The 24191-nt window shown below is 39.1% G+C and carries 23 protein-coding genes; 20 read left to right on the top strand and 3 right to left on the bottom strand.

Annotation, left to right across the window (positions count from 1 at the left end):
* The first annotated feature begins 123 nt into the window (after nucleotides 1-123).
* The 6 genes from BANVL01_RS01585 (at nucleotide 124) to ykzE (ending at nucleotide 6085) form a co-directional block, all read left to right on the top strand.
* Entirely contained in the window at nucleotides 124-1818 is a 1695-nt protein-coding gene (locus BANVL01_RS01585; RefSeq protein ID WP_066084812.1) for a glycerol-3-phosphate dehydrogenase/oxidase, read from the top strand.
* A gap of 316 nt (nucleotides 1819-2134) precedes the next feature.
* Nucleotides 2135-2401: a phosphocarrier protein HPr gene (locus tag BANVL01_RS01580; protein ID WP_066084815.1), complete on the top strand. Its 267-nt coding sequence runs from the start codon at nucleotides 2135-2137 to the stop codon at nucleotides 2399-2401.
* Nucleotides 2401-4116: a phosphoenolpyruvate--protein phosphotransferase gene (gene ptsP / locus BANVL01_RS01575; protein WP_066084817.1), complete on the top strand. Its 1716-nt coding sequence runs from the start codon at nucleotides 2401-2403 to the stop codon at nucleotides 4114-4116. Before BANVL01_RS01580 ends, ptsP begins: the two co-directional genes overlap by 1 nt.
* 203 nt (nucleotides 4117-4319) lie before the next feature.
* Complete coding sequence (locus tag BANVL01_RS01570; RefSeq protein WP_066084820.1) at nucleotides 4320-4793, top strand: hypothetical protein; 474 nt, start codon at nucleotides 4320-4322, stop codon at nucleotides 4791-4793.
* Between the two features lie 162 nt (nucleotides 4794-4955).
* Nucleotides 4956-5834, top strand: coding sequence for an NAD(P)-dependent oxidoreductase (locus BANVL01_RS01565; RefSeq protein WP_066084822.1), 879 nt, complete (start codon nucleotides 4956-4958; stop codon nucleotides 5832-5834).
* 71 nt (nucleotides 5835-5905) lie between these two features.
* Complete coding sequence (gene ykzE / locus BANVL01_RS01560) at nucleotides 5906-6085, top strand: protein YkzE (RefSeq protein WP_066084827.1); 180 nt, start codon at nucleotides 5906-5908, stop codon at nucleotides 6083-6085.
* 16 nt (nucleotides 6086-6101) lie between these two features.
* Here the strand turns inward: ykzE and BANVL01_RS01555 are convergent, their stop codons facing one another.
* Nucleotides 6102-7271 (bottom strand): aminotransferase A, encoded by a 1170-nt coding sequence (locus BANVL01_RS01555; protein WP_066084834.1) that lies wholly within the window; start codon nucleotides 7269-7271, stop codon nucleotides 6102-6104.
* A gap of 207 nt (nucleotides 7272-7478) precedes the next feature.
* Between BANVL01_RS01555 and BANVL01_RS01550 the strand changes: the two genes are divergently transcribed.
* On the top strand, nucleotides 7479-7991 hold the full coding sequence (locus BANVL01_RS01550; protein WP_066084839.1) for an RDD family protein: 513 nt from the start codon (nucleotides 7479-7481) through the stop codon (nucleotides 7989-7991).
* Between the two features lie 40 nt (nucleotides 7992-8031).
* Here the strand turns inward: BANVL01_RS01550 and BANVL01_RS01545 are convergent, their stop codons facing one another.
* Nucleotides 8032-8511, bottom strand: a complete 480-nt coding sequence (locus BANVL01_RS01545) for a YkyB family protein (protein WP_066084840.1) — start codon at nucleotides 8509-8511, stop codon at nucleotides 8032-8034.
* Between the two features lie 307 nt (nucleotides 8512-8818).
* Between BANVL01_RS01545 and BANVL01_RS01540 the strand changes: the two genes are divergently transcribed.
* On the top strand, nucleotides 8819-10936 hold the full coding sequence (locus BANVL01_RS01540) for a sensor domain-containing protein (protein ID WP_174524275.1): 2118 nt from the start codon (nucleotides 8819-8821) through the stop codon (nucleotides 10934-10936).
* A 50-nt stretch (nucleotides 10937-10986) separates the two neighbouring features.
* On the opposite strand, the gene BANVL01_RS01535 is transcribed toward BANVL01_RS01540, so the two are convergent.
* On the bottom strand, nucleotides 10987-11856 hold the full coding sequence (locus BANVL01_RS01535) for a metallophosphoesterase (RefSeq protein ID WP_066084842.1): 870 nt from the start codon (nucleotides 11854-11856) through the stop codon (nucleotides 10987-10989).
* A 267-nt stretch (nucleotides 11857-12123) separates the two neighbouring features.
* Between BANVL01_RS01535 and BANVL01_RS01530 the strand changes: the two genes are divergently transcribed.
* From BANVL01_RS01530 to BANVL01_RS01475, 12 genes are all read left to right on the top strand, one after another.
* Nucleotides 12124-13335 (top strand): EAL domain-containing protein, encoded by a 1212-nt coding sequence (locus BANVL01_RS01530; RefSeq protein ID WP_066084845.1) that lies wholly within the window; start codon nucleotides 12124-12126, stop codon nucleotides 13333-13335.
* Nucleotides 13336-13586: 251 nt separating this feature from the next.
* Complete coding sequence (locus tag BANVL01_RS01525) at nucleotides 13587-13823, top strand: YkuJ family protein (protein WP_024029051.1); 237 nt, start codon at nucleotides 13587-13589, stop codon at nucleotides 13821-13823.
* 114 nt (nucleotides 13824-13937) lie between these two features.
* Nucleotides 13938-14381 carry a cyclic-di-AMP-binding protein CbpB gene (gene cbpB / locus BANVL01_RS01520; protein WP_066084850.1) on the top strand — a complete coding sequence of 148 codons (444 nt, stop codon included), beginning with the start codon at nucleotides 13938-13940 and terminating at the stop codon, nucleotides 14379-14381.
* Between the two features lie 77 nt (nucleotides 14382-14458).
* On the top strand, nucleotides 14459-15346 hold the full coding sequence (gene ccpC / locus BANVL01_RS01515; RefSeq protein WP_066084853.1) for a transcriptional regulator CcpC: 888 nt from the start codon (nucleotides 14459-14461) through the stop codon (nucleotides 15344-15346).
* Nucleotides 15347-15421: 75 nt separating this feature from the next.
* Nucleotides 15422-16132, top strand: a complete 711-nt coding sequence (gene dapD / locus BANVL01_RS01510) for a 2,3,4,5-tetrahydropyridine-2,6-dicarboxylate N-acetyltransferase (protein ID WP_066084856.1) — start codon at nucleotides 15422-15424, stop codon at nucleotides 16130-16132.
* 60 nt (nucleotides 16133-16192) lie between these two features.
* Nucleotides 16193-17317, top strand: coding sequence for an N-acetyldiaminopimelate deacetylase (locus BANVL01_RS01505; protein WP_066084859.1), 1125 nt, complete (start codon nucleotides 16193-16195; stop codon nucleotides 17315-17317).
* Between the two features lie 159 nt (nucleotides 17318-17476).
* Complete coding sequence (locus BANVL01_RS01500; protein WP_066084862.1) at nucleotides 17477-18025, top strand: peroxiredoxin; 549 nt, start codon at nucleotides 17477-17479, stop codon at nucleotides 18023-18025.
* A 69-nt stretch (nucleotides 18026-18094) separates the two neighbouring features.
* A complete protein-coding gene (locus tag BANVL01_RS01495) occupies nucleotides 18095-18550 on the top strand; it encodes a TlpA disulfide reductase family protein (protein ID WP_066084866.1) in 456 nt (151 codons plus the stop codon).
* A gap of 156 nt (nucleotides 18551-18706) precedes the next feature.
* A complete protein-coding gene (locus BANVL01_RS01490; protein ID WP_066084870.1) occupies nucleotides 18707-20461 on the top strand; it encodes an ABC transporter ATP-binding protein in 1755 nt (584 codons plus the stop codon).
* A gap of 12 nt (nucleotides 20462-20473) precedes the next feature.
* Entirely contained in the window at nucleotides 20474-22294 is a 1821-nt protein-coding gene (locus BANVL01_RS01485; protein WP_066084875.1) for an ABC transporter ATP-binding protein, read from the top strand.
* A gap of 129 nt (nucleotides 22295-22423) precedes the next feature.
* Nucleotides 22424-23332, top strand: coding sequence for a DUF4349 domain-containing protein (locus BANVL01_RS01480; RefSeq protein ID WP_082804833.1), 909 nt, complete (start codon nucleotides 22424-22426; stop codon nucleotides 23330-23332).
* An 86-nt stretch (nucleotides 23333-23418) separates the two neighbouring features.
* Nucleotides 23419-24078 carry a potassium channel family protein gene (locus BANVL01_RS01475; RefSeq protein WP_066084885.1) on the top strand — a complete coding sequence of 220 codons (660 nt, stop codon included), beginning with the start codon at nucleotides 23419-23421 and terminating at the stop codon, nucleotides 24076-24078.
* Nucleotides 24079-24191 lie beyond the last annotated feature (113 nt).

Genomic DNA, 24191 nt, shown 5'->3' with positions numbered 1-24191 from the left:
GATATGGAGAGACCACGAAAACATTACCGAATTTAGGTGATGTCTTTGTGGTCTTTTTTTATTTCCGATTAATCAATCTACGCATATTAAATAAAAGGGCTTCATAATCGGGAGGAAAACACATTGAATTTTTCAAATTTAAATCGTAAAGAAATTATTAATAAATTGAAAAGTGAAACATATGACGTCCTGGTGATTGGCGGTGGAATCACAGGTGCTGGCATTGCCCTGGATGCTCAGTCTAGAGGAATGAACACTGCACTTGTTGAGATGCAGGATTTTGCCGCGGGGACATCGAGCAGGTCAACGAAGCTTGTCCATGGCGGGCTTCGTTATTTAAAACAATTGGAAGTAAAAATGGTTGCCGAGGTCGGGAAGGAAAGAGCAATCGTCTATGAAAACGGGCCACACGTGACCACACCTGAATGGATGCTGCTTCCATTGCACAAGGGCGGGACCTTCGGTAAAATCAGTACTTCGATTGGATTACTTGTTTATGATTTCCTAGCCGGAGTAAAAAGATCCGAACGGCGAAAGATGTTATCTATTGGGGAGACTTTGGCGAAGGAACCGCTTGTAAAAAGGGCTGGCTTAAAGGGCGGAGGCTATTATGTTGAATACCGTACAGATGATGCAAGGCTGACGATTGAAGTGATTAAGGCTGCGGTTGAAAAAGGAACAATTGCCTGTAATTATACAAAGGTATTGAAGCTCATCTACGAAAATACAAAAGTGGCCGGTGTCCTTATCGAAGATCAGTTAACCGGTGAGAGATATGAGATACATGCGAAAAAGGTTGTCAATGCCGCCGGGCCATGGGTTGATTCCATTCGTGAACTGGATCAATCCAAGAAAGGAAAAACAATTCAATTGTCTAAAGGTGTCCATCTTGTCATTGACCAGTCCCGTTTTCCCTTAAAACAAGCCATTTATTTTGATACAGCAGATGGCAGAATGGTCTTTGCCATTCCAAGAGATGGAAAGGCGTACGTAGGTACAACTGACACATTTTATAATGAAGATACGCTAAATCCTGGCATGACGATTAGTGACCGAAGCTATATAATCAATGCTATCAATTACATGTTCCCTGAAGTGAAAATCAGCGAAAAAGATATTGAATCCAGCTGGGCTGGAGTGCGTCCGCTTATTTATGAGGAAGGGAAAAAGGCATCTGAAATTTCACGGAAGGATGAAATTTGGGAGTCCAATTCCGAGTTACTAACAATTGCAGGCGGTAAACTAACTGGTTATCGAAAAATGGCTGAAACGATCGTAAATTTAGTAGCTGCAAAATTTCAGGCAGAGGAAGCAAGAAGCTTCTCAGCTTGCCAAACAAAGAATATGCCGATTTCAGGCGGTAATGTCGGTGGATCAGCAAATTTCCATGCCTATGTTGCGAAACAAATTAATAACGGTTCAGCAGCGGGCTTAACAAAAGCGGAAGCGGAACGGTTAGCAGCCATCTACGGCTCAAATGTTGAGATTGTTTACGGTCTAGTTAAGCAGAATATAGATGCCGCTGCTAAAGCCAATTTACCGCTCGATTTATTTGCACAATTAGTTTATGGAATAGAGTACGAGATGATTGCCACACCGATTGACTTCTTCAATCGCCGGACTGGTGATATTTTGTTTCGTATTCAATTAGTTGAAAAGTGGAAGAAACAAGTGATTGCTTACATGGCGGAAAGACTGGAATGGACCGAACAGGAAATGGAAAGATATAGTATATCTTTAGACGAAGCCCTTCTTGCTACAGTAATCCCTGTTGATCCAGAAAACGAATATCCTCGTGTTCTGAACGGGAATGAATAAAGAAAGCTGTCGACTGTGATAGCTTTCTTTTCTTCTAAAGGGGAATTGCAGGAATGAAAATGAATGTTCTTGACGGTTTTGTGAACATTGGCGAATCCTGAGTATTTAAGTTGTTTGAAAATGATGAAAATGCTATTCTAGCATTTGGGTGAAAAATCGATACATGATTGTTTTCCTTTAGGTCAAAATACGAAATGGATTAACCTTTTACATCATTAACCAAATAGTGATTTAGTTGACTAAATGAGGAGAAATGTTTATTTTTAAATGAAGCAAGTAAAATTTTTAGATAACTATTAAAGGAGTTTGATTTAACATGGCAGAAAAGCAATTTAAAGTAATCGCAGATACTGGAATTCACGCAAGACCGGCAACTTTATTGGTACAAACAGCAAGCAAATTCGATTCCGAAATTACCTTAGAATATAAAGGGAAAAAAGTGAATTTAAAATCAATTATGGGTGTTATGTCACTTGGGATTGGCCAAGGAGCAGACATTAAGATTGCTGCTGAAGGCAGCGATGCAGACCTTGCACTAAGCAGCCTTGAAGAAACATTGAAAAAAGAAGGTTTGGCTGAATAATGACTTTTTTATCTGGAATAGCCGCTTCAAATGGGATTGCGATTGCGAAAGCATACCGTTTAGTTGAACCGGATCTCTCTTTTGAACAAACAAAAATCGATGATGCTGCTGAAGAGGTTGAACGTTTCCGTCAAGCAATGAACAAATCCAAAGCTGAGCTAGAAGTGATTCGTGACCGGGCCAAGATCGACCTTGGCGAGGACAAGGCCGCAATTTTTGAAGCACATCTCCTTGTACTTAGTGATCCGGAATTAAACACACCGATTGAAGATAAGATCACATCTGAACATGTGAATGCAGAATCAGCCCTTAAAGAAACGGCTGACATGTTCGTCATGATGTTTGAACAAATGGATAATGAGTATATGAAAGAACGGGCAGCAGATATCCGTGATGTCACCAAGCGGGTTCTTTCTCATTTATTAGGAGTTCAAGTAGTGAATCCAAGCATGATTGCCGAAGAAGTCATTATTGTCGCAGAAGATTTAACCCCTTCTGATACCGCGCAATTGAACCGGCAATTTGTTAAAGGCTTTACGACGAACATCGGTGGACGGACATCCCATTCAGCGATTATGGCGCGTTCTTTGGAAATTCCCGCTGTTGTCGGCACCAAGACGGCGACTGAAGCCATTAATAATGGGGATTTAGTGATTGTTGATGGTTTAAAAGGTGAAGTCCATATTAATCCGACATCTGAACTTGTTGAACAATATCGAAATATTCACGAAGAATACGAAGCGCAAAAAGCGGAATGGGCGAAACTCGTCAATGAACCTACTGTATCTGCTGATAACCACCATGTGGAATTGGTCGCCAATATCGGTACACCGAATGACTTAAAAGGGGTTACCGCAAACGGCGGGGAAGGTGTCGGACTTTATAGGACTGAATTCCTTTACATGGGCCGAGACCAGCTTCCAACCGAGGAAGAACAGTTTGAAGCCTATAAAGCCGTCCTAGAAGGAATGGCAGGCAAACCAGTTGTGGTTCGGACCTTGGATATTGGCGGCGATAAAGAGCTGCCATACCTGGAATTGCCGAAGGAAATGAATCCATTCCTAGGCTTCCGGGCGATTCGCTTGTGTTTAGAAGAGCAAGGGATTTTCCGTACCCAGCTTCGTGCCTTATTACGGGCAAGCTCCTATGGCAATCTAAAAATCATGTTCCCGATGATTGCAACGTTGGATGAATTCCGAGCAGCTAAAGCGATTCTTGAGGAAGAAAAGCAAAAGCTTCTTACTGAAGGGCAGAAGGTGGCCGACAAGATTGAACTGGGGATCATGGTGGAAATTCCATCAACCGCGGTTTTGGCTGACCAATTTGCAAAAGAGGTTGACTTCTTTAGTATCGGAACAAATGATTTAATCCAATATACAATGGCTGCAGACCGGATGAACCAGCGTGTCTCTTATCTATACCAGCCATATAGCCCATCTATTTTACGCTTAGTGAAAATGGTCATTGACGCATCACATGCGGAAGGAAAATGGACAGGTATGTGCGGGGAAATGGCCGGTGATGAAACAGCGATTCCTATTCTTCTTGGCCTAGGCCTTGACGAATTTTCGATGAGCGCCACTTCGATTCTAAAGGCTCGCTCTTTAATCCGGAACTTGAAAAAGTCTGACATGGAAAAACTTGCACAAGAAGTGCTAAATATGCAAACAACTTCACAGGTTATCGAAGCAGTTAATTTAGCAACGACAAAATAAATTGTTAAAAGGATCAACATTATGTTATGTTGGTCCTTTTTCTTTGCCTATTTCCAAGTGTTTCCTTAATAAATCTTGTATAATATAGCTATGGACTAAAATGGAGGAATAGAAACTTTCGATACTTTTTCCTTCATTAACCTTTCTTTACGTTTATCACCAATGTATTTTGGCCATGGTAAAAATATAAGGGAGTGTTATCAATGCGAAGTAAAAGTAGAATCGTAAAGGTTTTTGTCTTAGGTTTTTTGTGTTTCTTCTTTCTGAGCGGATGTGGAATGCTATTTTCTAATGAATTAATTGTTAATCGTTATGCAGATGCCCTGCTCACAAAAAATAATGAGCTCCAATTCCGCTTTCGCATTAACAATGAAATCCTTGATGGGGATCAATTATATAAAGTGAAAGTCAGCATCCACGATGATAGGCTTGCTGCGGCAATTGGGAAACGGGAAATTGTCTATGGCGAGGACCAAGTATTGAACGGTGAATATTTAGAAGTAAAAGGAAAAAGCGAGAAATATATTTTTATGGACCCCATCCCCTTAAAGGAAGATTTACATATTGATGAGCTCAAAAGCATGATTGAGCAAGATCAGGCCGTTTCTATCGAAGTGTTTAATAATGAGGAAGTATTTGGCCGTGTCTTTTTAACAAACTTTTCATCCGAACTATAATTACGGTTTATCTTTGAATATTTTGGGCAAGATTAAAATGTGCATAAATTTGGAGATGGAGCACGAAAGCCGGAACGACTGGGACGTTTCGGCTTTTTCTATTCCTAAAAAAAAATGATAGTGCTAAAATAAAAGAAAATACCAATGAGGGGATAGATTCAATTGTTTACTCCAGAAAATGCGGTAATTGGCTTTATTGGAATTGGTGTGATGGGGAAAAGTATGGCGGGGCATTTGCTAAATGCCGGCTATCCTTTAGTTGTTTATTCACGAACAAAAGAAAAAGCAGCAGAATTGTTGGATAAAGGTGCCGAATGGGTAGAAACGCCAAAGGAAGTGGCGAAAAAGGCTTCGGTTATTTTTACGATGGTCGGTTACCCGAAGGATGTAGAAGAAATCTATTTAGGTGAAAACGGGTTAATTCAAAATGGGAGTGAGGGGAGTTATTTAATTGATATGACCACCTCTGCGCCATCACTCGCTGTAAAAATCTACGAACAGGCCAAAAAGAGAGGAATTCAAGCGATTGATGCGCCGGTTTCTGGAGGAGACGTGGGGGCGAGAGAAGCAAAGCTCTCCATCATGGTAGGCGGCGAAGAAGCTGCCTTTGCAGCGGTTCATCGTCTACTTGAGTTGCTAGGAACAAATATCGTTTATCAAGGTGCGCCGGGAGCAGGGCAACATACGAAAATGTCTAATCAAATCGCGATTGCCTCCAACATGATCGGTGTCTGTGAAGCCATCATTTATGCCGAAAAAGCAGGGCTAAATCCGGAAAATGTCTTGAAAAGTATTACAACGGGAGCAGCCGGAAGCTGGTCATTAAACAATCTCGCTCCAAGGATGCTCCATGGGAATTTTGAACCGGGCTTCTACATAAAGCATTTTATTAAGGATATGAAAATTGCCTTAGATGAGGCTGAACAAATGGATATGGAGGTTCCCGGGTTAGCATTGGCAAAGTCGCTTTATGATCAATTAGTTGAACGAGGGGAAGAAAACAGCGGCACCCAAGCCCTTTATAAATATTGGAAATACTAAATTGAGAATGAATAATTTCCGCCTGCCTTCAAGAAACTATGATGGAATCTTGAAAATAGGAGGAATGGTTAATGGCAAAACGGACAAAGAAGAATGATGCAAAACAAAAGAATAAAAAGGGTTTTGATTCTGCTGTTTTAAATGAAGAGTTTGCCCATGAAATGGGATCGGCCGCCGCCAATCAACTTCATAAGGTAAAGGCTAAAAAGGAAAAGGCATCAAAAAATGATGGAAAATATAAAGGGCAATAAAGATAACCCTCACTTTTTAAGTGAGGGTTATCTTTTTCTCATCTTGTAAAAACTGCTCAATCCGATCTAGGCCGAGCTTTAATGTTTCCATGGAACAGGCAAAGGATAAACGAAAATAGCCTTCGCCATAATCGGAAAATGCACTGCCTGGAACAACCGCTACCTTTGATTTCTTCACAAGCAGAAGGGCAAAGTCAAAACTGTTTAAAGGAATGAAATCTGGAATTTTAATAAAGAAATAAAACGCCCCATCAGGTTTGACGACTGCTAATCCCATTGAAATTAACCGTCGATAAACATATTCTCTTCTGGCCAGATATTCCTTTCTCATAGTAATAGCGTCATCCATTCCTGTCGTTAACGCCTCATATGCTGCCTTTTGGGCAATGGAATTGGCACAGGACACATTGTATTGGTGAACCTTTAAAATGTGCCTAGTAATGTTTTCCGGCGCAAATAAAAAACCAATTCTCCAGCCTGTCATGGAATGGGACTTGGATAACCCGTTAATTACAATTGTCTTTTCTTTAATAAAGCTCGCGATTGATTTATGGGGCTGGTCAAAGGTAAGCTCGCTGTAGATTTCATCGGCTAAGATAAAAATATCCTTTTCCCTAAAAAACGCGGCCATTTCTCTCAGTTCTTCTTCAGAGAGACTTACTCCAGTCGGATTCGATGGGTATGGAAGGACAATACAGCGGGTTTTGTCAGTGATATATGGTTTTATCAACTCTAAAGTAAAGCGAAAATGATTTTCTTGTGTATCAACATGGACTGGGACGGCGCCCATCATCCGGATAATCGGTTCATATCCAGGATAAATCGGTCCGGGCAGGATGACTTCTGCCCCCTCTGATAAAATCGTACGAAAGGCAATATCAATTGCTTCGCTTGCCCCCATGGTCACAATCACTTCTGATTCAGGTTTATAGTGTAAATCATATTTTTTTTCAACAAAATCACAGGCTGCCTTCCTTAATTCAATTGTACCGGCATTATGGGTATAGGAGGTAAAGTCCTTCTTAATTGCCTCAATTCCCGCCATTTTTACATGCTCCGGGGTTGGGAAATCAGGCTGCCCTATGGTAAAGGAAATCAAGTCATCCATATGGGAAACCAGATTAAAAAATTTCCTAATTCCTGAGATTTCGATATTTTTTACGCGCTGATTAATCAAATGCTCCAATAGTGTTCATCCTTCCGTACCAGGAATAATCTAGATGTAGAATATATTGATTATAGACTATTTACCACTAAAGGTTCTACATTTCTAGCAACGATTAACAGAAATTATCACATCATTTATTAAATATTTTAATAAAAGAATAAATAAGCCGCTTCTAATGATATACTTACATTGGAATTTTCAATATGATTATCTTGGAGGAATTCAATGGAACCCTATTCTTTAGAAAAACAGCCAGCAAAGCAAGTGAAGTACGGAGGATTTTGGATGCGTTTTGCGGCCTATTTGCTAGACTCAGTCATTATTTCAATCCCACTAACTATCCTTATGATTGTGATTATGGTTTTTGGGTTAGGCACAATGGATGTATTTACGGATCCGGCAGCGGTGGAAAACGGAGATATTACCAATCAGCAAGCAATCTCGTTACTATTATTGACCCTGCTGATGGTTCTAATAGGAGTGGTTGTCAGCACCGTCTATTATGCGGGCATGCACGCATCAAAATGGCAGGCAACAGTTGGGAAAAAACTATTAAAGTTGAAAGTAACAGACCTGCAAGGGAACCGAATTTCTTTTTGGCGCGCATTTGGACGGCTACTGGCAATGAGTTTTTTATCGGGAATATTTTATATTGGCTATATCATGGCTGCTTTTACCGAAAAGAAACAATCATTACATGATTTAATTGCCGGAACAGTCGTTGTCGAAGATAATTAACGAACAAAAAGCCAGGTGCATCCTGGCTTTTTTGCATTTTTTAGGAATATCTTTCGCCTAATTTTTTGAAAATCGGTTTTTGGTAGGGCTGCTGGTTTTTTCGCGGATTTGAAGGCGGCTGTTCGAAATCTGAGATACCAGTATAGGTTTGTAATAATGCTTTCGCTGTATTTAGTGAAAGGGTTGCTTTTGGGTTTCTTACATGGCCGTCCAATTTACCAAGGTGGGGGAGCTCATGAAAGTCCGTTTTAGTTGGAGGAATATGAAAGGTATATTTTCCACATTCAACAAGTACATCTGATTGCTGTTGACTATTTCTTGGATTCTCAGAAAAATGAAGACCTACCTTTTTTGCTTTACCTTCTTCAATCAATTTTTTTAATGATTCTTGTTTTAATTTGTACAAAAATTTGGGGTTTGGTGCTGTTTTTGCATGGCGATTCACAATAAAAACTGCTTGAGCGAGGTTTTCGATGGTTAGGTTTACACTTTTAAGGGGGTATTTCTGATCGGGATTCAAAATATGTTCTCCTTTCTATCTTTTAAAGCAATTATATTATACCTTTATTTCAGGAAAATAGAAATACAACAAAGGATTTTATTTTCTGAAAAGACTAGTTGATTTTTTTTGTATTGAAATATAATCAAGGTAGTATTAGGATTACTAAATCCATTCCATACTATGAAAGAATATAAAACTTTAGTGAAATAATCCTTATTTTCAATAAATTACTTTCTTTCAGGTAATTTCATTGTAAAATAGAAATACTAGAATGTAAAAACATTATTGTAAAAACAGGGAACTTTTTCTTTTGAAGGATGATGATATGGAATATTTAAATAGATTATTAGCCAACGAATTAGAATTAGAAAATACAAGTAATCTCATTCAGAAAATCATGTTTGATATTATTTTTCAACATGTTCAAGACATGGTTTTTGTTATGAAGGTGGAAAAGGGACCAAAATTTCGTTATTTGTTTGTCAATGAATCAGGGATGCAGAAAGCAAAACTCTCAATTGATGCACTGGGAAAAACCCTGCAAGAGGTTCTTCCGATGGAAATTGCCCAATCTCTACAGAAAAACTATGAGAAATTATTAAGGAAAAAAGAAATTTTCTTGTTTGAAGATCAATTCTTTGTTGATGGAGGAAGGAAAATTTACGGGGAAACCATTTTAACCCCAGTATATAACGATGAAAAATCGATTAGTTACATCGTCGCTATTACGAGGGATATTACCCAATGGTCAATTGAAAAAAATAAAATCATAGAAAGCGAACAAAAATATCGTTCTATTGTTAATAACAACTTAGACGCGATATTTAGGATTAGCCCTGAAGGGAAAATTCTCGAAGCTAATCCTGCAGCAACTTTGCTGACTGGATATTCGGAAAAACAAATGACCAATCGAAACATTTATGATTGGATTATTGACCAAGATTTAGAAAAATTTAAAACTTTATTAGAAAAGACTTGTTTCGGATATGCACTAGAGTCACTGGATTGCAAAATCATGCATCGCAAGGGGGCTCAGCTAATCGTCCATATTAAGACGGTGCCCATTGTGGTCCATGAAGAAATAAGCGGGCTATATGTCATATTAAAGGATTTATCAGACCAGGCTAAAAATATGGAAATGATTAAATTTATGGCTTTTCATGACCAGTTAACGGGATTGCTTAATAGAAGAGCTCTTCATGAACATTTAAATGAACATATTTTTTCTCCATCTTCCAAAACAAACGAGTTTGCTTTAATCACCATTGATTTGGATCGGTTTAAATATTTAAATGATACACTTGGGCATTTAGCAGGCGACCAAATATTAAAACGGGTTGCAGAACGATTATTGCGGTTTCAAAATGAGCGTTGCTATGTTTATCGTGTTGGTGGAGATGAGTTCAATATTTTACTTTTACATAGCGGACGCAAGAAGGCCGATATAATTGTACGAAAGGTATTTTCGGCCTTTTCACAATCCTTTTATTTAAATTCCCAAGAATATTTTATTTCACCAAGTATCGGGATTAGTATGTATCCAAACGATGGCAAGGATGCTGAAATGCTAATCAAGAATGCAGATGAGGCGCTTTATCGTGTGAAGGAAAGAGGGAAGGCACATTATCAATTTTACCGGACAGAGATGAATTCTGTCTTTACCAATGTTGTTACACTAGAGACACATTTAAGGAAGGCAATTGATAAATCTGAACTTAGCTTATATTATCAGCCCCAAGTAAACACTGCAACCGGAGAGGTGAAAAACTTTGAAGCCCTCCTTCGCTGGAAGGACAGGGAGTTCGGCGATATTTCACCTAGTAATTTCATTCCTTTGGCTGAAGATACAGGACTGATTATTTCAATTGGCTATTGGGTTATTGAAAATGCGTGCAGGCAAATAAAAACCTGGAATGCATTGGGGTATAATGATATCCATGTTGCTATTAATATTTCACCCAAGCAATTCCAGCATCCAAACCTTGTTCAGTTTATACAGTCGATGATTAAAAAATATACTATTCAAGCCTCATCTTTAGGAATTGAAATTACAGAAAGTGCCATGAATGATACGAAGGAAACGATTCCAATCCTAAGGAAAGTGAAGGAACTGGGTATTTCAATTTCTGTAGACGATTTTGGGACGGGATACTCATCCTTAAATTATATTAAGCGGTTTCCAATTGATATCCTAAAAATTGATCAGTCCTTTATTAGGGATATCCTTGTTGATGAAAAGGATGCGGCGATTACATCGACAATCATCCACTTGGGAAAAAGCCTCGGGCTAGAAGTAGTCGCTGAAGGCGTCGAGAATCTGAAACAAGTAGAGTTCCTTTCCAAGGCCCAGTGTTATAAAATTCAGGGGTTTTATTATTCTAAACCGCTTCCGGCCGATGAAATAGAACAGCAATTTTTGGCGAAAAATATGCTAAAGCAATAACGGCATTTATAAATATAAAAAATCCTTATCAACAGTAGATAAGGATTTTTTTAACCAGACTTTAAGGTAAAGATAGTTAATTCCGGTACAGCCATAAAGCGAAACGGAAGCCGGGTTGTGCCAATGCCTCTGTTTACATAAAGGGTTAATTGGTCGTTAACCCCAATCGTAAAAAGCCCTTCTGGATAATTTTTTGCAAATGGCGGCTTGACAAGTGCTCCGATAAAAGGAATTTTAACCTGTCCGCCGTGACTATGTCCGCTGATTTGCCAGTGGATTGGATAATTGGCAGCATCATCTGCAAGGTCAGGGGCATGTGATAATAAAATGGTAAATCGATTTTCAGGGACATTTTTCAGTGCCAAAGGCAAATCAGGGTTTCCTAACATCGCATCATCAATTCCCAGCAGGTAGATGCTGCCGCCGTCCTTTCGTTTTATTGCTGTCGATTCATTCAGAAGAACAGTAAAATTCGTGGTTTCCATAATATTTCGGTAGATTTCGGAACCGTAGCCTCCATGGTCATGGTTGCCAAAAATGCAGAATTTACCGTGCGGGGCATGTAATTGTTCCAACATTGGTACCAATTGATTCATTTCCCTATATTTATTCGGCTCGTCCATTAAATCACCAGTAAATAAAATCATATCAGGTTGAAGCTTATTGATTTTATTAATTAACTTTTTGAATTGGGTAAGATTGTATTGAAACCCTAGATGGGTATCGCTAAATTGAACTATTTTCATTCCATCAAAGCTTTTAGGGATTAATGGATGTTTGATTTGCTGCTCCTTTATATCGAGTAGTGTGGGCTCAATTCGATTGGCATAAAGGTAGCCCCCCGAACCCAATCCGAGAACAGTAAGAAAGGATCCAAATGTTCTTTTCAGAAACGTTCTCCTCGTCAGTTTATTTGCCATTTTTTTCCCCAGCCTTATCTTTTTTCTATCTATAAAATAAAAGAATCCATAAGTATTTTCGTTAAAAACAGACTATATTGCAAGAGAAAAGTTCACTAATAGTTTATTATTCGAAAAAATTAAAAACATGCTAAAAAATAGCCCAATAATATTTGGGCTAGTATGTGATTGTATCCTTTCAGCTATAATGGTATCCTTTTGGAAAAGAACGAGAAGCCAGATTGAAGCGTATCGTATAAAGAGAATAAAATTTTTGGAGGTACTTGGATGGATGCATTGGAAATCCTATCGGATCTTGAAAATTGTTTTCCGTATTTTCAACCGATTTTTAGTGCCGATGAACAACGTGTGATTGCCTATGAGGTACTGGGAAGGTATCAATCAGAAGGCAATATTATAAGCTTGGGTCCCTTTTTTCAGGATGACCAAATTCCTGATGAATACAAGTTTGAAGTGGATTTACTGTTAGTTAATAAGGCTCTGGAAAAAGCCCTTGAGCTCGATGAGGAAATTACTATATTTTTAAATCGAAATGCCGAGTTATTAATGTATCGGAACGGCGAACCATTTTTACAGGAGCTTCTAGCATTTGAAAAAAGAGGATTGAGTTTAAAACGGATTGTTCTTGAAATTTCCGACCGGAACTACGAAGGTGATTTAGATCAATTTGATCATCTGCTGCAATATTACCGGACGTATGGTATTAAAATTGCCATAGCAGGTATTAATAACGAAAGTCTCTATTTTGAACGAATCGGACAGCTCGAACCTGATATTTTGAAAATTAATCTTCAGGCATTGAAATCCACGGCAACCGGTATTAATTTTAATGATGTCCTATTTTCTTTGTCACTTTTGGCAAGGAAAATTGGGGCGGCGCTTTTGTTTGAAAATATTGAAATGAGTTATCAGCTTCAGTTTGCGTGGAAAAACGGCGGCCGCTATTATCAGGGCTTTTACTTACATCCTCCTTCTAGTGAGTTCGTTGATCGGGATCTGTTAAGACATCGCTTAAAAGAAAAATTTCATGACTTTATTTCCTATGAAAAGAGAAAATTAGAGGCTGTCTTTACTACAACAGAATATTTTCATGCTAGTGTTCAGGAAATGGTTGTCAAAAATAAAAAGGGCGGCTACGAAGAATTATTTCTCATTTTAATAAAGGAAATGGATCAAATTGCTTTTCGCATGTATGTTTGCGACGGGGATGGATTTCAAAAGTCAGCCAATATTTTTAAGTCTAAAAATGGCTGGATCACTCAGTCTGAATATTTGAATAAAAATTGGAGCTGGCGTCCTTATTTTTTGGAAAATATCATCAAAATGCGTCACGAACAAAAGGGAATCCTGTCTGATTTGTATTGTGATATTGAAACGGGAGAGACAATCCGAACTTTTTCATTTCCAATGAACGGTAATGAATATTTATTTATCGATTTAAGCTATCAGTATTTATTCGAACACGACCAATTACTGTAGAGTTGGGGTAATAACTTTTTTAAAAATAGGCCTAATGACTTCTGAGGCCTATTTTTTATGATCTTTTAAGAAAAAAAAGCTAATTTTTTCATTTTTACTTGGACAAATGGGGAGTGTTATTTTATTCTTTTAATATTGGCATAAAAAAATCCAATGTAAAATTCTAAAAAAGAATCCATTAGGATAGAAACATGCCAAATGAGAAACATAAATATAGATAGTTTGTTTGTGTTTAAAAGGAGGAAAAGTCTATGTCACAGCTTCAAGGCATATTAACAAGATTAAAAAACCTGCAGGAACAATCAAATAGTGGTGAGCCGGCACAACGCTATTTCGAGGTAAATGGAGAAAGAAAGTGTCAAGTAACATTTCATCCGAAAACAGAAACATTTGAATTAGAAATATACAATGAGAAGGAAAAGCCTAAAAAATATCAATTTGATAATATTGATATGATTACCATCGAAATTTTTGACTTGATTCAATAGGAACCTTATGGGTTCCTTTCTTTTTAACTAAAGAGGTGTGAAATTTACCCCAGCTCCCAGAAAACTATGTTAGAATATGTCTGAAGGAAAACAAATATTAGGGAGTTTTCGGCGATGATCAGTCTTCCCAGTGGAGAATTTTTGGAATTAACGATAAAAGAATTAATGATACCATCAGAGCGGGTTGCACATGTACAAATTGGAAACAGTCTTGAGCATGCCTTATTAGTGCTAACGAAAAGCGGATATACAGCAATTCCCGTCTTAGATCCACAATACAAGCTGCACGGGTTAATTAGTACGCCTATTATCATGGATTCTATACTAGGTCTTGAAAGAATTGAATTTGAACAGCTTGAAAACAAGCGAGTGGAAGAGGTTATGAAAGGGTCGATTCCACGAATAAAAATTTCAGCTTCAATTACTACATGTCTAGAATTACTTGTTAGCCAACCGTTCCTTTGTGTAGAAACTGAAGATGGATTTTTTGCAGGAATTTTGCCGAGGAGCACAGTATTAAATCAATTAAATAAAATTGTAAAAAGGTTTAAAAAATAGTAAAAGACTTTAGCTCCCGAAAAGGGAGCTGTATTTATTTAACAAGATAAGAAACGGCTTTTTGAAGGAGGTTTCCCTTGTCTTCGTTATCAGAATTTCAATTATTATCCGTTTTAGCCCAGGAAATGAATATGCGCAAAGCCTCGGAACGGCTGTTTGTCTCACAGCCAGCCCTGTCTCAGCGCTTACAAACTATCGAAAAAGAATGGGGTACAAAGCTATTTATCCGCTCGCAAAAAGGTCTGGCACTTACCCCTGCAGGTGAACATGTAATTGAATTTGTGGACGACGTCCTAAAAAAACAGGAGAAGGTTCATGAAACCATTTATTCCCTGCAATCCGGGGTGTCAGGCACCTTAAAAATTGCGGTAGCTTCTATTGTTGGTCAGAATTGGCTTCCACAGGTCCTCAAGAAGTTTATTGATAAATATCCGCAGGCGAAAATTTCTCTTGTGACGGGGTGGAGCAGCGAAATTCTTAAATGCTTATACGATGACCAGGTCCATATCGGAATTATTCGTGGAACCCCTGACTGGAAAGGCGTAAAGGTGCATCTCTTTCATGACCCGCTTTATTTAGTCGACCGGGAAATCACCAAGCCTGAAGAGGTTTTGAATACTGACCGTCCTTTTATTCAATTTAAGAGTGATTCGACATATTACCAGGAGATTCAGGATTGGTGGATGCGGAACTTTAAAACATCACCAAAGAGAACGGTTGTAGTTGATCAAATTGAGACGTGTAAACAGATGGCCTTTAATGGAATTGGGTATGCTATTTTACCTGCGATAACTTTAACCAAAACGGAAAGGGATATTTTTAAAATACCGCTTGTGGATGAGAATAACGAACCGCTAAAACGTGATACATGGCTGTTGGGATATGAATCTGCCTTTCAATTAAAGCAGGTTCAGGCATTTGTGGAATTAATCAAGGAACATATCGCCGAATCTTCAGATAGCTAGTGCTGTTTTTCTTGTTTTCAGCTCTTTTGTTTGTTAAAGTATTTTCTAGTACATATTTATAGGGGGACAAATCTAATGAAAATGATGGATGCAAATGAAATTATTTCTTTTATTCAAAATAGTAAAAAGTCTACACCAGTGAAGGTTTATTTAAAAGGCGAGCTAGAAGGAATTGACTTTGGAAGCAGTGCCAAAGCCTTTATTAATGGAAATACGGGTGTTGTCTTTGGCGAATGGTCTGAAATTAATGCGGCGTTAGAAGCTAATAAGTCAAAGATTGAAGATTTTGTTGTTGAAAATGACCGCCGAAATTCAGCAATTCCATTATTAGATACTAAACATATTAATGCCCGGATTGAGCCAGGCGTGACTATCCGTGATCAAGTAGAAATCGGTGACAATGCCGTCATTATGATGGGCGCTGTGATCAATATTGGTGCAGTGATCGGTGAGAAAACAATGATTGATATGGGCGCTGTCCTCGGCGGCAGAGCTACAGTCGGTAAGAATTGCCATATCGGTGCAGGAACCGTTTTAGCAGGCGTAATTGAACCGCCATCCGCACAGCCAGTAATCATTGAAGATGACGTCCTAATTGGTGCCAACGCGGTCGTTCTTGAAGGAGTAAGGGTAGGAACCGGTTCTGTTGTTGCTGCAGGGGCAGTTGTTACAAAAGACGTAGAGCCATATACAGTCGTTGCAGGAACTCCTGCTAGAAAAATTAAAGATATCGACGAAAAAACAAAGTCAAAAACAGAAATTATGCAGGAACTTAGACAATTATAAGCTAGTGAGCAAAAGCGTGGAGGTATTTCCACGCTTCTTTTATAGAAAGGGAGGGTAAAGATGAACCCTTTGATCAAAATTCGCCGTGACCTTCACCAAATTCCCGAAATCGGATTTCAAGAATTTAAGACACAAGCCTACTTATTGTCTTACTTAAAATCATTACCGCAACAGCGGATTTCGATTAAAAAATGGAAGACAGGCTTGCTGGTTAAGGTTTCTGGTCTAAATCCAAGAAAAACGATTGGCTACAGGACAGATATAGATGGACTGCCAATTAGTGAACAAACCGGATTGCCTTTTTCGTCTGTACATGAGGCAAGGATGCATGCCTGCGGCCATGATTTTCACATGAGCATTGCTCTTGGGGTCTTGACCTTTTTTGTGGAAAATCCTATCGTTGACGATGTTGTCTTTGTTTTCCAGCCTGCTGAGGAAGGACCAGGCGGAGCGGAAGCTATGTTGGAATCGGCTGAAATGCGGGAATGGATGCCGGATATGATTTTCGCCCTCCATATTGCCCCGGAGTATCCTGTGGGAACTATAGCTGTAAAAGAAGGTTTATTATTTGCTAACACATCTGAATTGTTCATTGATCTGAAAGGCAAGGGAGGGCATGCCGCTTACCCGCACCAAACGAATGATATGGTGATTGCTGCCTGCTCGCTCGTTAATCAGCTCCAAACCGTTATTTCAAGGAATGTCGACCCATTAGATAGCGCGGTGATTACCATCGGGAAAATTACCGGGGGCACAGTCCAAAATATTATCGCTGAAAAAGCCAGGCTGGAAGGAACGATTCGGACATTATCACCCGAATCAATGGGTAAGGTTAAGCACCGGATTGAAGCATTAGTTAAAGGTATCGAGACTGGTTATGAATGTGAAGCTGTCATCGACTATGGTTCGATGTACCACCAAGTATTTAACACAGAATCAATTACAAAAGATTTTATCAATTATTTGCAGCAGGGGACAGATGTTAAGGTAATTGAATGCAGGGAAGCGATGACCGGAGAAGATTTTGGTTATATGCTTAAGGAAATTCCCGGACTGATGTTTTGGCTTGGTGTTGAATCACCATTCGGGCTGCATCATGCTAAATTAACTCCAAATGAAGCCGCGATTGATGTGGCTGTAAAAGTAATGACAAGCTATATTTCATTTAAAGGGAATCAAGCGTAAGTAAGGCGTTTTATTTTGTTCTGTTGGTTAATTATGCTAAAATGATAGAGAATTAACCGAAGATTGTTACATATTGTCGTTTATTCTTAAGTTAAATAGGCAAAACTTATGAAGGGACAATGTCAAACTCATTTAAATAATTATCTGGAGGGATTCGTAATGCCTGAACGTATGGTAGGTAAACAAGCACCGCGCTTTGAAATGGACGCGGTTATGCCAAACAAAGAATTCAAAAAAGTTAGTCTTGAAGAAAACATGAAAAATGATAAATGGACAGTATTGTTCTTCTATCCAATGGACTTTACATTTGTATGTCCAACTGAAATAACTGCCATGTCTGACCGTTTTGAAGAATTTGACGATTTAGATGCAGTTGTAATTGGTGCATCAACTGACACGATTCACACACACCTTGCTTGGATCAAAACAGACCGCAAGGAAAACGGACTTGGTGATTTAAACTACCCATTAGCTGCTGATACAAACCATGTTGTCGCTCGTGACTATGGCGTGCTAATTGAAGAAGAAGGTATTGCCCTGCGAGGCCTATTCATCATCAACCCAGAAGGTGAAATGATGTATTCTGTTGTTAACCACAATAATATTGGCCGTGACGTTGATGAAACATTACGTGTACTTCAAGCATTACAAACTGGCGGTCTTTGCCCTGCAAACTGGAAGCCTGGACAAGCAACATTGAACGTGTAATTCTTTATTAACAAAGAGATAGACCTAACCTTTTAGTGTTAGGTCTTTTTTAAAATAGGGGGTTTTAAAATGAAATTGCGTGAACCAATGCCAGAATTAATCGATGCAACGGAATGGCTGAACGGCGAAGTGACTAGAGAGGAGTTAATCGGCGACAAACCAACCCTAATTCATTTTTGGTCGATTAGCTGTCACTTATGTAAAGAGGCGATGCCACAGGTCAATCAATTCCGTGATAATTTCAAGGATAAATTAAATGTTGTTGCTGTTCATATGCCGCGCTCTGAAAACGATTTGAACTTGGAAGAAATTAAGCAAACAGCTGCTGAACATGGAATCAGTCAGCCGATTTTTGTCGACAGCGATCATAAATTAACGGAAGCCTTTGAAAATCAATATGTGCCTGCCTACTATGTATTTGATCGTGAAGGAAAGCTCCGCCATTTCCAAGCCGGCGGAAGCGGGATGAAGATGCTCGAGAAACGGGTCAATCGAGTTTTAGATGAGGTAGAAAAAACAGAATAGGCATGATAAAAGATAGACTGCTCGTTGCTGCCAACGGGCAGTTTTTTTTTTCAATAAATAAAGGAAAAAGGGTAGAAAAATATTTCGAAAACCGATATATTAAGTAATGCGTGTTAATTCTAAAAATTTTAAATAGTAAGGAAAGGGGAATATGAAGTGGAAATATTCAAAAAACTAAAGCCTTACTACTGGCCTTTTAAGAAATATTTTATTTGCTCGATGATCTTTCTATTATTGGTAACGGCGATAACAGTTGTCTATCCAATGATCCTGCAGCTCACCATAGACGAAGTGGTGATGAAGGGAAAATACAATTGGATTCCGTATTTGACAATCGGATTCATTGCGTTGATGGCTGTTAAGGGGGCAGCCACCTATATTAACCAGTATACGGGAGATTTATTTGGCATTACCTCTGTTTATAAAATGCGGAACTCCTTATATGAAAAACTGCAGTATTTGCCCTTCAAGTATTATGATAATGCAAAAACGGGTGACTTAATGTCGCGATTAACAGCGGATGTGGAAGGGTTTCGCTTTTTTCTATCCTTTGGTTTTTCGGAATTATTAAGGTTTTTGCTGCTGATTGCGATTAGCATTACTGTCATGGTTTATTATTCGGCTTCATTAACTATTGTGACCCTCCTGACATTGCCATTCTTAGCAATTGTCGTATATAAATTTGACCGCGCTGTCCATCCCGCCTTTAGGGGTATCCGTCAATCGTTTGGCCGCTTAAATACGAAGGTACAGGAGAGTATCAGCGGTATTAACACGGTGAAATCATTATCAAGGGAAAACCACGAAATTGGCAAATTTAATCATTCAAATGGAGACTACAAGGAGCAAAATATTTTTACTTCCACTATATGGGCCAAGTATTTTCCTTTAATGGAGCTGTTAGGGAATATCAGTGTCGTGTTACTGTTGGCCTATGGCGGCAATCTGGTTATGAAAGGTTCATTAAAGCCCGGGGAGCTTGTCGCCTTTTATAGCTTGGTTTGGTATATCATTTGGCCAATCGTAAACCTAGGCTTCGTCATTAATCTATTCTCACAGGCAAAGGCATCAGGTGAACGATTATTAGAGGTATTGGAAGCCGATAATGAAATTGAGGATTTACAGGCTTCCATTAAAACGGAGCGTCTTAACGGTGAAGTGGAATTTAAACAGGTGACGCTCAGATATGAAAAGGATTTACATGAGGCGCTCTTTGACATTTCCTTTAAAGCTTTACCTGGGGAAGTCATCGGCTTAATCGGCTCAACTGGTTCAGGTAAAACAAGTATCACCCAATTAATGACGCGATTCTATGAACAAAGTAGTGGTGAAATCTTTATTGATGGGAAACAAGTGAACCGATATTCACTCCGTTCTTTACGGAGCAGCATTGGCTTTGTATTACAAGAGTCTTTCTTATTTTCAACGACAATTAAAGAAAACATCTCATACGGACGGCCGGAGGCGACCATGGAACAAATCATTGCCGCTGCGAAACGTGCCCAGGCACACGATTTTATCATGGAATTGCCGAAGGGCTATGAAACGGTTCTTGGTGATCGGGGTATGGGCTTATCGGGCGGTCAGAAGCAAAGAATTGCTATTGCCAGGGCTATTTGCGTCGATCCCAGTATTTTAATATTGGATGATGCCACTAGCGCTGTTGATATGGAAACTGAATTAAACATCCAGAGGGCGTTAAAGGAGGTAATGAAAGGACGGACCACCTTTATTATCGCCCACCGTATTTCCTCACTAAAGCATGCGGATGAAATTCTGGTTCTTGAGGATGGCAGGATTGTCGAACGGGGAACCCACGATAAATTAATCAGAAACAGCGGTCCTTATCAACGAATCTATTCAATTCAATATCAAGACCAACAAGCAATTCTATCATCACAGACTGGTTAAGGGGGGCTGTACATGAACGGAAAAAAGGCTCATGCGAATGCGTTAAAACGATTCCACTATTCAACAGATCAAGTCATTGATAAGCCCTTTAACTGGGTACAAATGTCGAGACTGTTCAGTTATTTAAAGCCTTATCAGAAAAAGTTATTGCCGAGATCCATCTTAATGGTTATCATCACAACCGCGGTAAGGCTGGTCATCCCGATTTTAATCGGGGTCTATACCCTTGATAAGGCAATCGTTAACAAGGATCAAAAGATGTTGGTTATGCTTGTTACGATTATTGGCTTATTATATTTCATCTCCTATCTGGCAAATATTTATAGAATCCGCTGGATGAATGAACTTGGTCAAGGCGTGATTTACGATATCAGAAAGCACCTGTTTACCCATGTGCAAAATCTTTCTCATCGCTTTTTCGATCAACGTTCAGCTGGTTCAATCCTGGTACGGATCATGAATGACATTAATTCGTTACAGGAATTGTTCACAAATGGTGTAATCAATTCATTGATGGATTCTTTATTGCTTATTGGAGTTATGGCGGTTTTATTCTCTTTAAGTCCATCGCTTACCATTGCGATTATGATTATGCTCCCAATTATGTTCTTTATTTCAACTAGTTTAAGGCGCAATATTCGGCGCTCTTGGCAAATGGTGCGCTTAAAGCAATCAAAATTAAATTCGCATTTAAACGAAAGTATTCAAGGAATTCGCATCACACAATCCTTCACCCAAGAGCAAGAAAATATGGCCTACTTTGAAGGGGTTAACCACGAAAACTTTGAAAGCTGGAGAGTGGCGTCAAAGAAGAACGCTATGTTTAGGCCGCTTGTTGAAATAACGAATGCTGTTGGTACCGCCGTGCTCATCTGGTATGGTGCCCATCTCATTCAAACGGACTCGATTACCATTGGGGTATTTGTCTCCGTCGCCTTTTATCTTGGGATGTTTTGGGAGCCGATTTCAAGGCTGGGGCAGGTTTATAATCAACTTTTAATGGGGATGGCCTCCTCGGAACGGATATTTGAATTTTTAGATGAAAAACCGATTGTTGCGGAACAAGAATATGCAAACGATATTGGTGAGGTTAAGGGCCATATTCTTTTTGATAAAGTGGCTTTCTCCTATGATGACAGCCGCATTGCCTTAAAAGGGATTGATCTAGAAATTAAAGCAGGACAGACAGCGGCCCTCGTCGGTCATACAGGCTCTGGAAAAACGACGATTGCAAATCTCATTTCTCGTTTCTATGACCCAACGGCTGGTGCTATCAAGATTGATGGTCATGATTTACGGGATATTTCTTTAAAAAGCTTAAGACAGCAAATAAGTGTGGTCCTGCAGGAAACCTTCATTTTTTCGGGAACGATTATCGAAAATATTCGCTTTGGCCGACCAGATGCGACCGATGAGGAGGTGGTGCTGGCAGCTAAATCAGTGGGGGCACACCACTTTATCGAAGGATTACCGAATGGGTATCATACAGAAGTGGAAGAGCGCGGGAATATTTTATCTGTCGGAGAAAGACAGCTGCTTTCTTTTGCAAGGGCAATGCTTTCAAACCCAAGAATCTTGATTTTGGATGAAGCAACTGCAAGTATTGATACTGAAACTGAAATGCAAATCCAAACAGCGTTAAAGACATTATTAAAAGATCGAACGGCCATCATCATAGCCCATCGTCTTTCAACAATACGCGAGGCTGAACAAATTATCGTCCTTAGGTCTGGAGCTATCATGGAAAAAGGTAACCATCAAGAGTTAATGGAAAGTAAAGGTGAATATTTCCAATTAGTGAAAACACAATTTCAAATGTTAAATGCCGAGTAAAAACAGCCTTCTGGCTGTTTTTTTTCGATGGAGCTTTTGTTTTCTGTAACCTTGTGTCCGTTTAATCGTCGGTATTAGTAAAGAGGAATGTTAGCACGGTTTACAATAGAGAAAAAGGGGTGTCGTGAGTTGAAAAAACTAAAAAAATGGGTACCAATTTATCTTATTGCCTTGTTGGTTTTTTTGGCTGGGTGCAGTGCGAGTAGTGAGGAAAAGAGCGGAAAGATGAATGATGTAGCGATGGATTCAGCAAAGTCCAGTTCAAACGAGTATGACTCGGTATCCGCGGGAGAGAAAGCCACAGAAAATAAAACCACAATGGAAACGGGAAAAATAACAGTATCAAACAAGATGGTGATCTATCAAGCAGATTTACAGCTGAGAGTGAAAAAATTTAATCAAACTGTTCGAAATTTGGAAGATAGTGCGCTAAAATATGGCGGTTATATTGCCGAATCGAATGTTACAAAAGAAGGCAAAGAACAGGTTAGCGGCAGCATCAAAATTAGAATTCCACAAAAGCACTTTCAGGACTTTTTGCATGAAGCAGAAGGGCAGGCTGCAGAGGTTCTCCAAAGGACCATTACGGGGCAGGATGTAACTGAGGAATATGTTGACCTTGAATCACGTTTAAAATCAAAGAGGGTCGTCGAGGAACGGCTTCTGACCTTTATGAAAGGTGCAGCCAAAACAGAGGACTTATTAAAAATTTCTGCTGATTTAGCGGCTGTTCAAGAGGAAATTGAGAGCATCGAAGGGAAAATGAAATTTTTAGAAAATCAAACATCGCTTTCGACTGTCCATATTGCCCTTTACGAGAATAAGGTTGTCGTTCCGAATATTGACAAGGATAAACTAAATACATGGGAAAAAACGAAAAAACAATTTATGAAAAGTACAAACATATTATTGGCCGGAATTTCTGGTTTAGTTGTTTTTCTTCTTGGAAATCTGCCGATTTTATTAATTTTGGCAATTATTTGCTTCCTCGTCTTGCTTTTCTATAAAAAAAGGAAAAACCAAAATAGGCGGGAGTAACTGTGAAATCTCACTATATAAAAAATAGAACAAGGATGCTAAAATGGTACCATATTAGATAATTTATCTTCCTGGGGGAGTTATTTGTGAAAAAAAGTTTTGCTGTCATTGGGCTTGGCCGATTTGGCGGGAGTATCTGCCGTACGCTGACCGATGAAGGAATGGAAGTTCTGGGGATTGATGTGAATGAAGAACGTGTCAATGAATTTGCGATGATAGCTTCCCACGCTGTTGTAGGTGATACAACGGATGAGAATGTCCTAAAAAGTCTTGGAATTCGAAATTTTGACCATGTGATTGTAGCAATTGGCGATGATATTCAATCAAGTATCTTAACTACACTCATTCTCAAAGAATTAGGGGTGAAACGTGTTACCGCAAAGGCACAAAATGATTATCATGAAAAAGTGCTTCGTAAAATTGGTGCGGATCAGGTCGTGCACCCGGAACGAGATATGGGTAAACGAATTGCCCATAACATGGCGTCGGGTAATGTAGTTGACTATTTAGAACTTTCTGATGAACATAGTATCGTAGAAATAGTTGCAAACGAAAAACTTAGCGGTCATACCATTATGGGGATGGATATTCGCAAGAAATATGGTTTAAATATTGTTGCGATTAAAAGGGGAGAAGAAATCATTGTTTCCCCGCAAGCAAAAGAAACGATTAACCTCAATGATGTATTAATAGTAATCGGAAACGATAATGATATAGCCCGATTCGAAAGAAAAGTTTTAGAATAAAGAAAAGCGGAAGCGCCTTGCTCAGCCCCGACAAGCACAAGACGAGCCGGCCGAAAGGTTGTTTTTTAACCTTTTGGACGGATTGGCTTGTGACCTCGAGGGGCTAGGCGCTG

It is taken from the genome of Neobacillus novalis NBRC 102450 (genome assembly GCF_001591805.1).
Lineage (GTDB): Bacteria > Bacillota > Bacilli > Bacillales > Cytobacillaceae > Neobacillus > Neobacillus novalis.
Note: the sequence above shows the minus strand (reverse complement) of the source record. Positions and strands in the feature narration are given on the sequence as shown.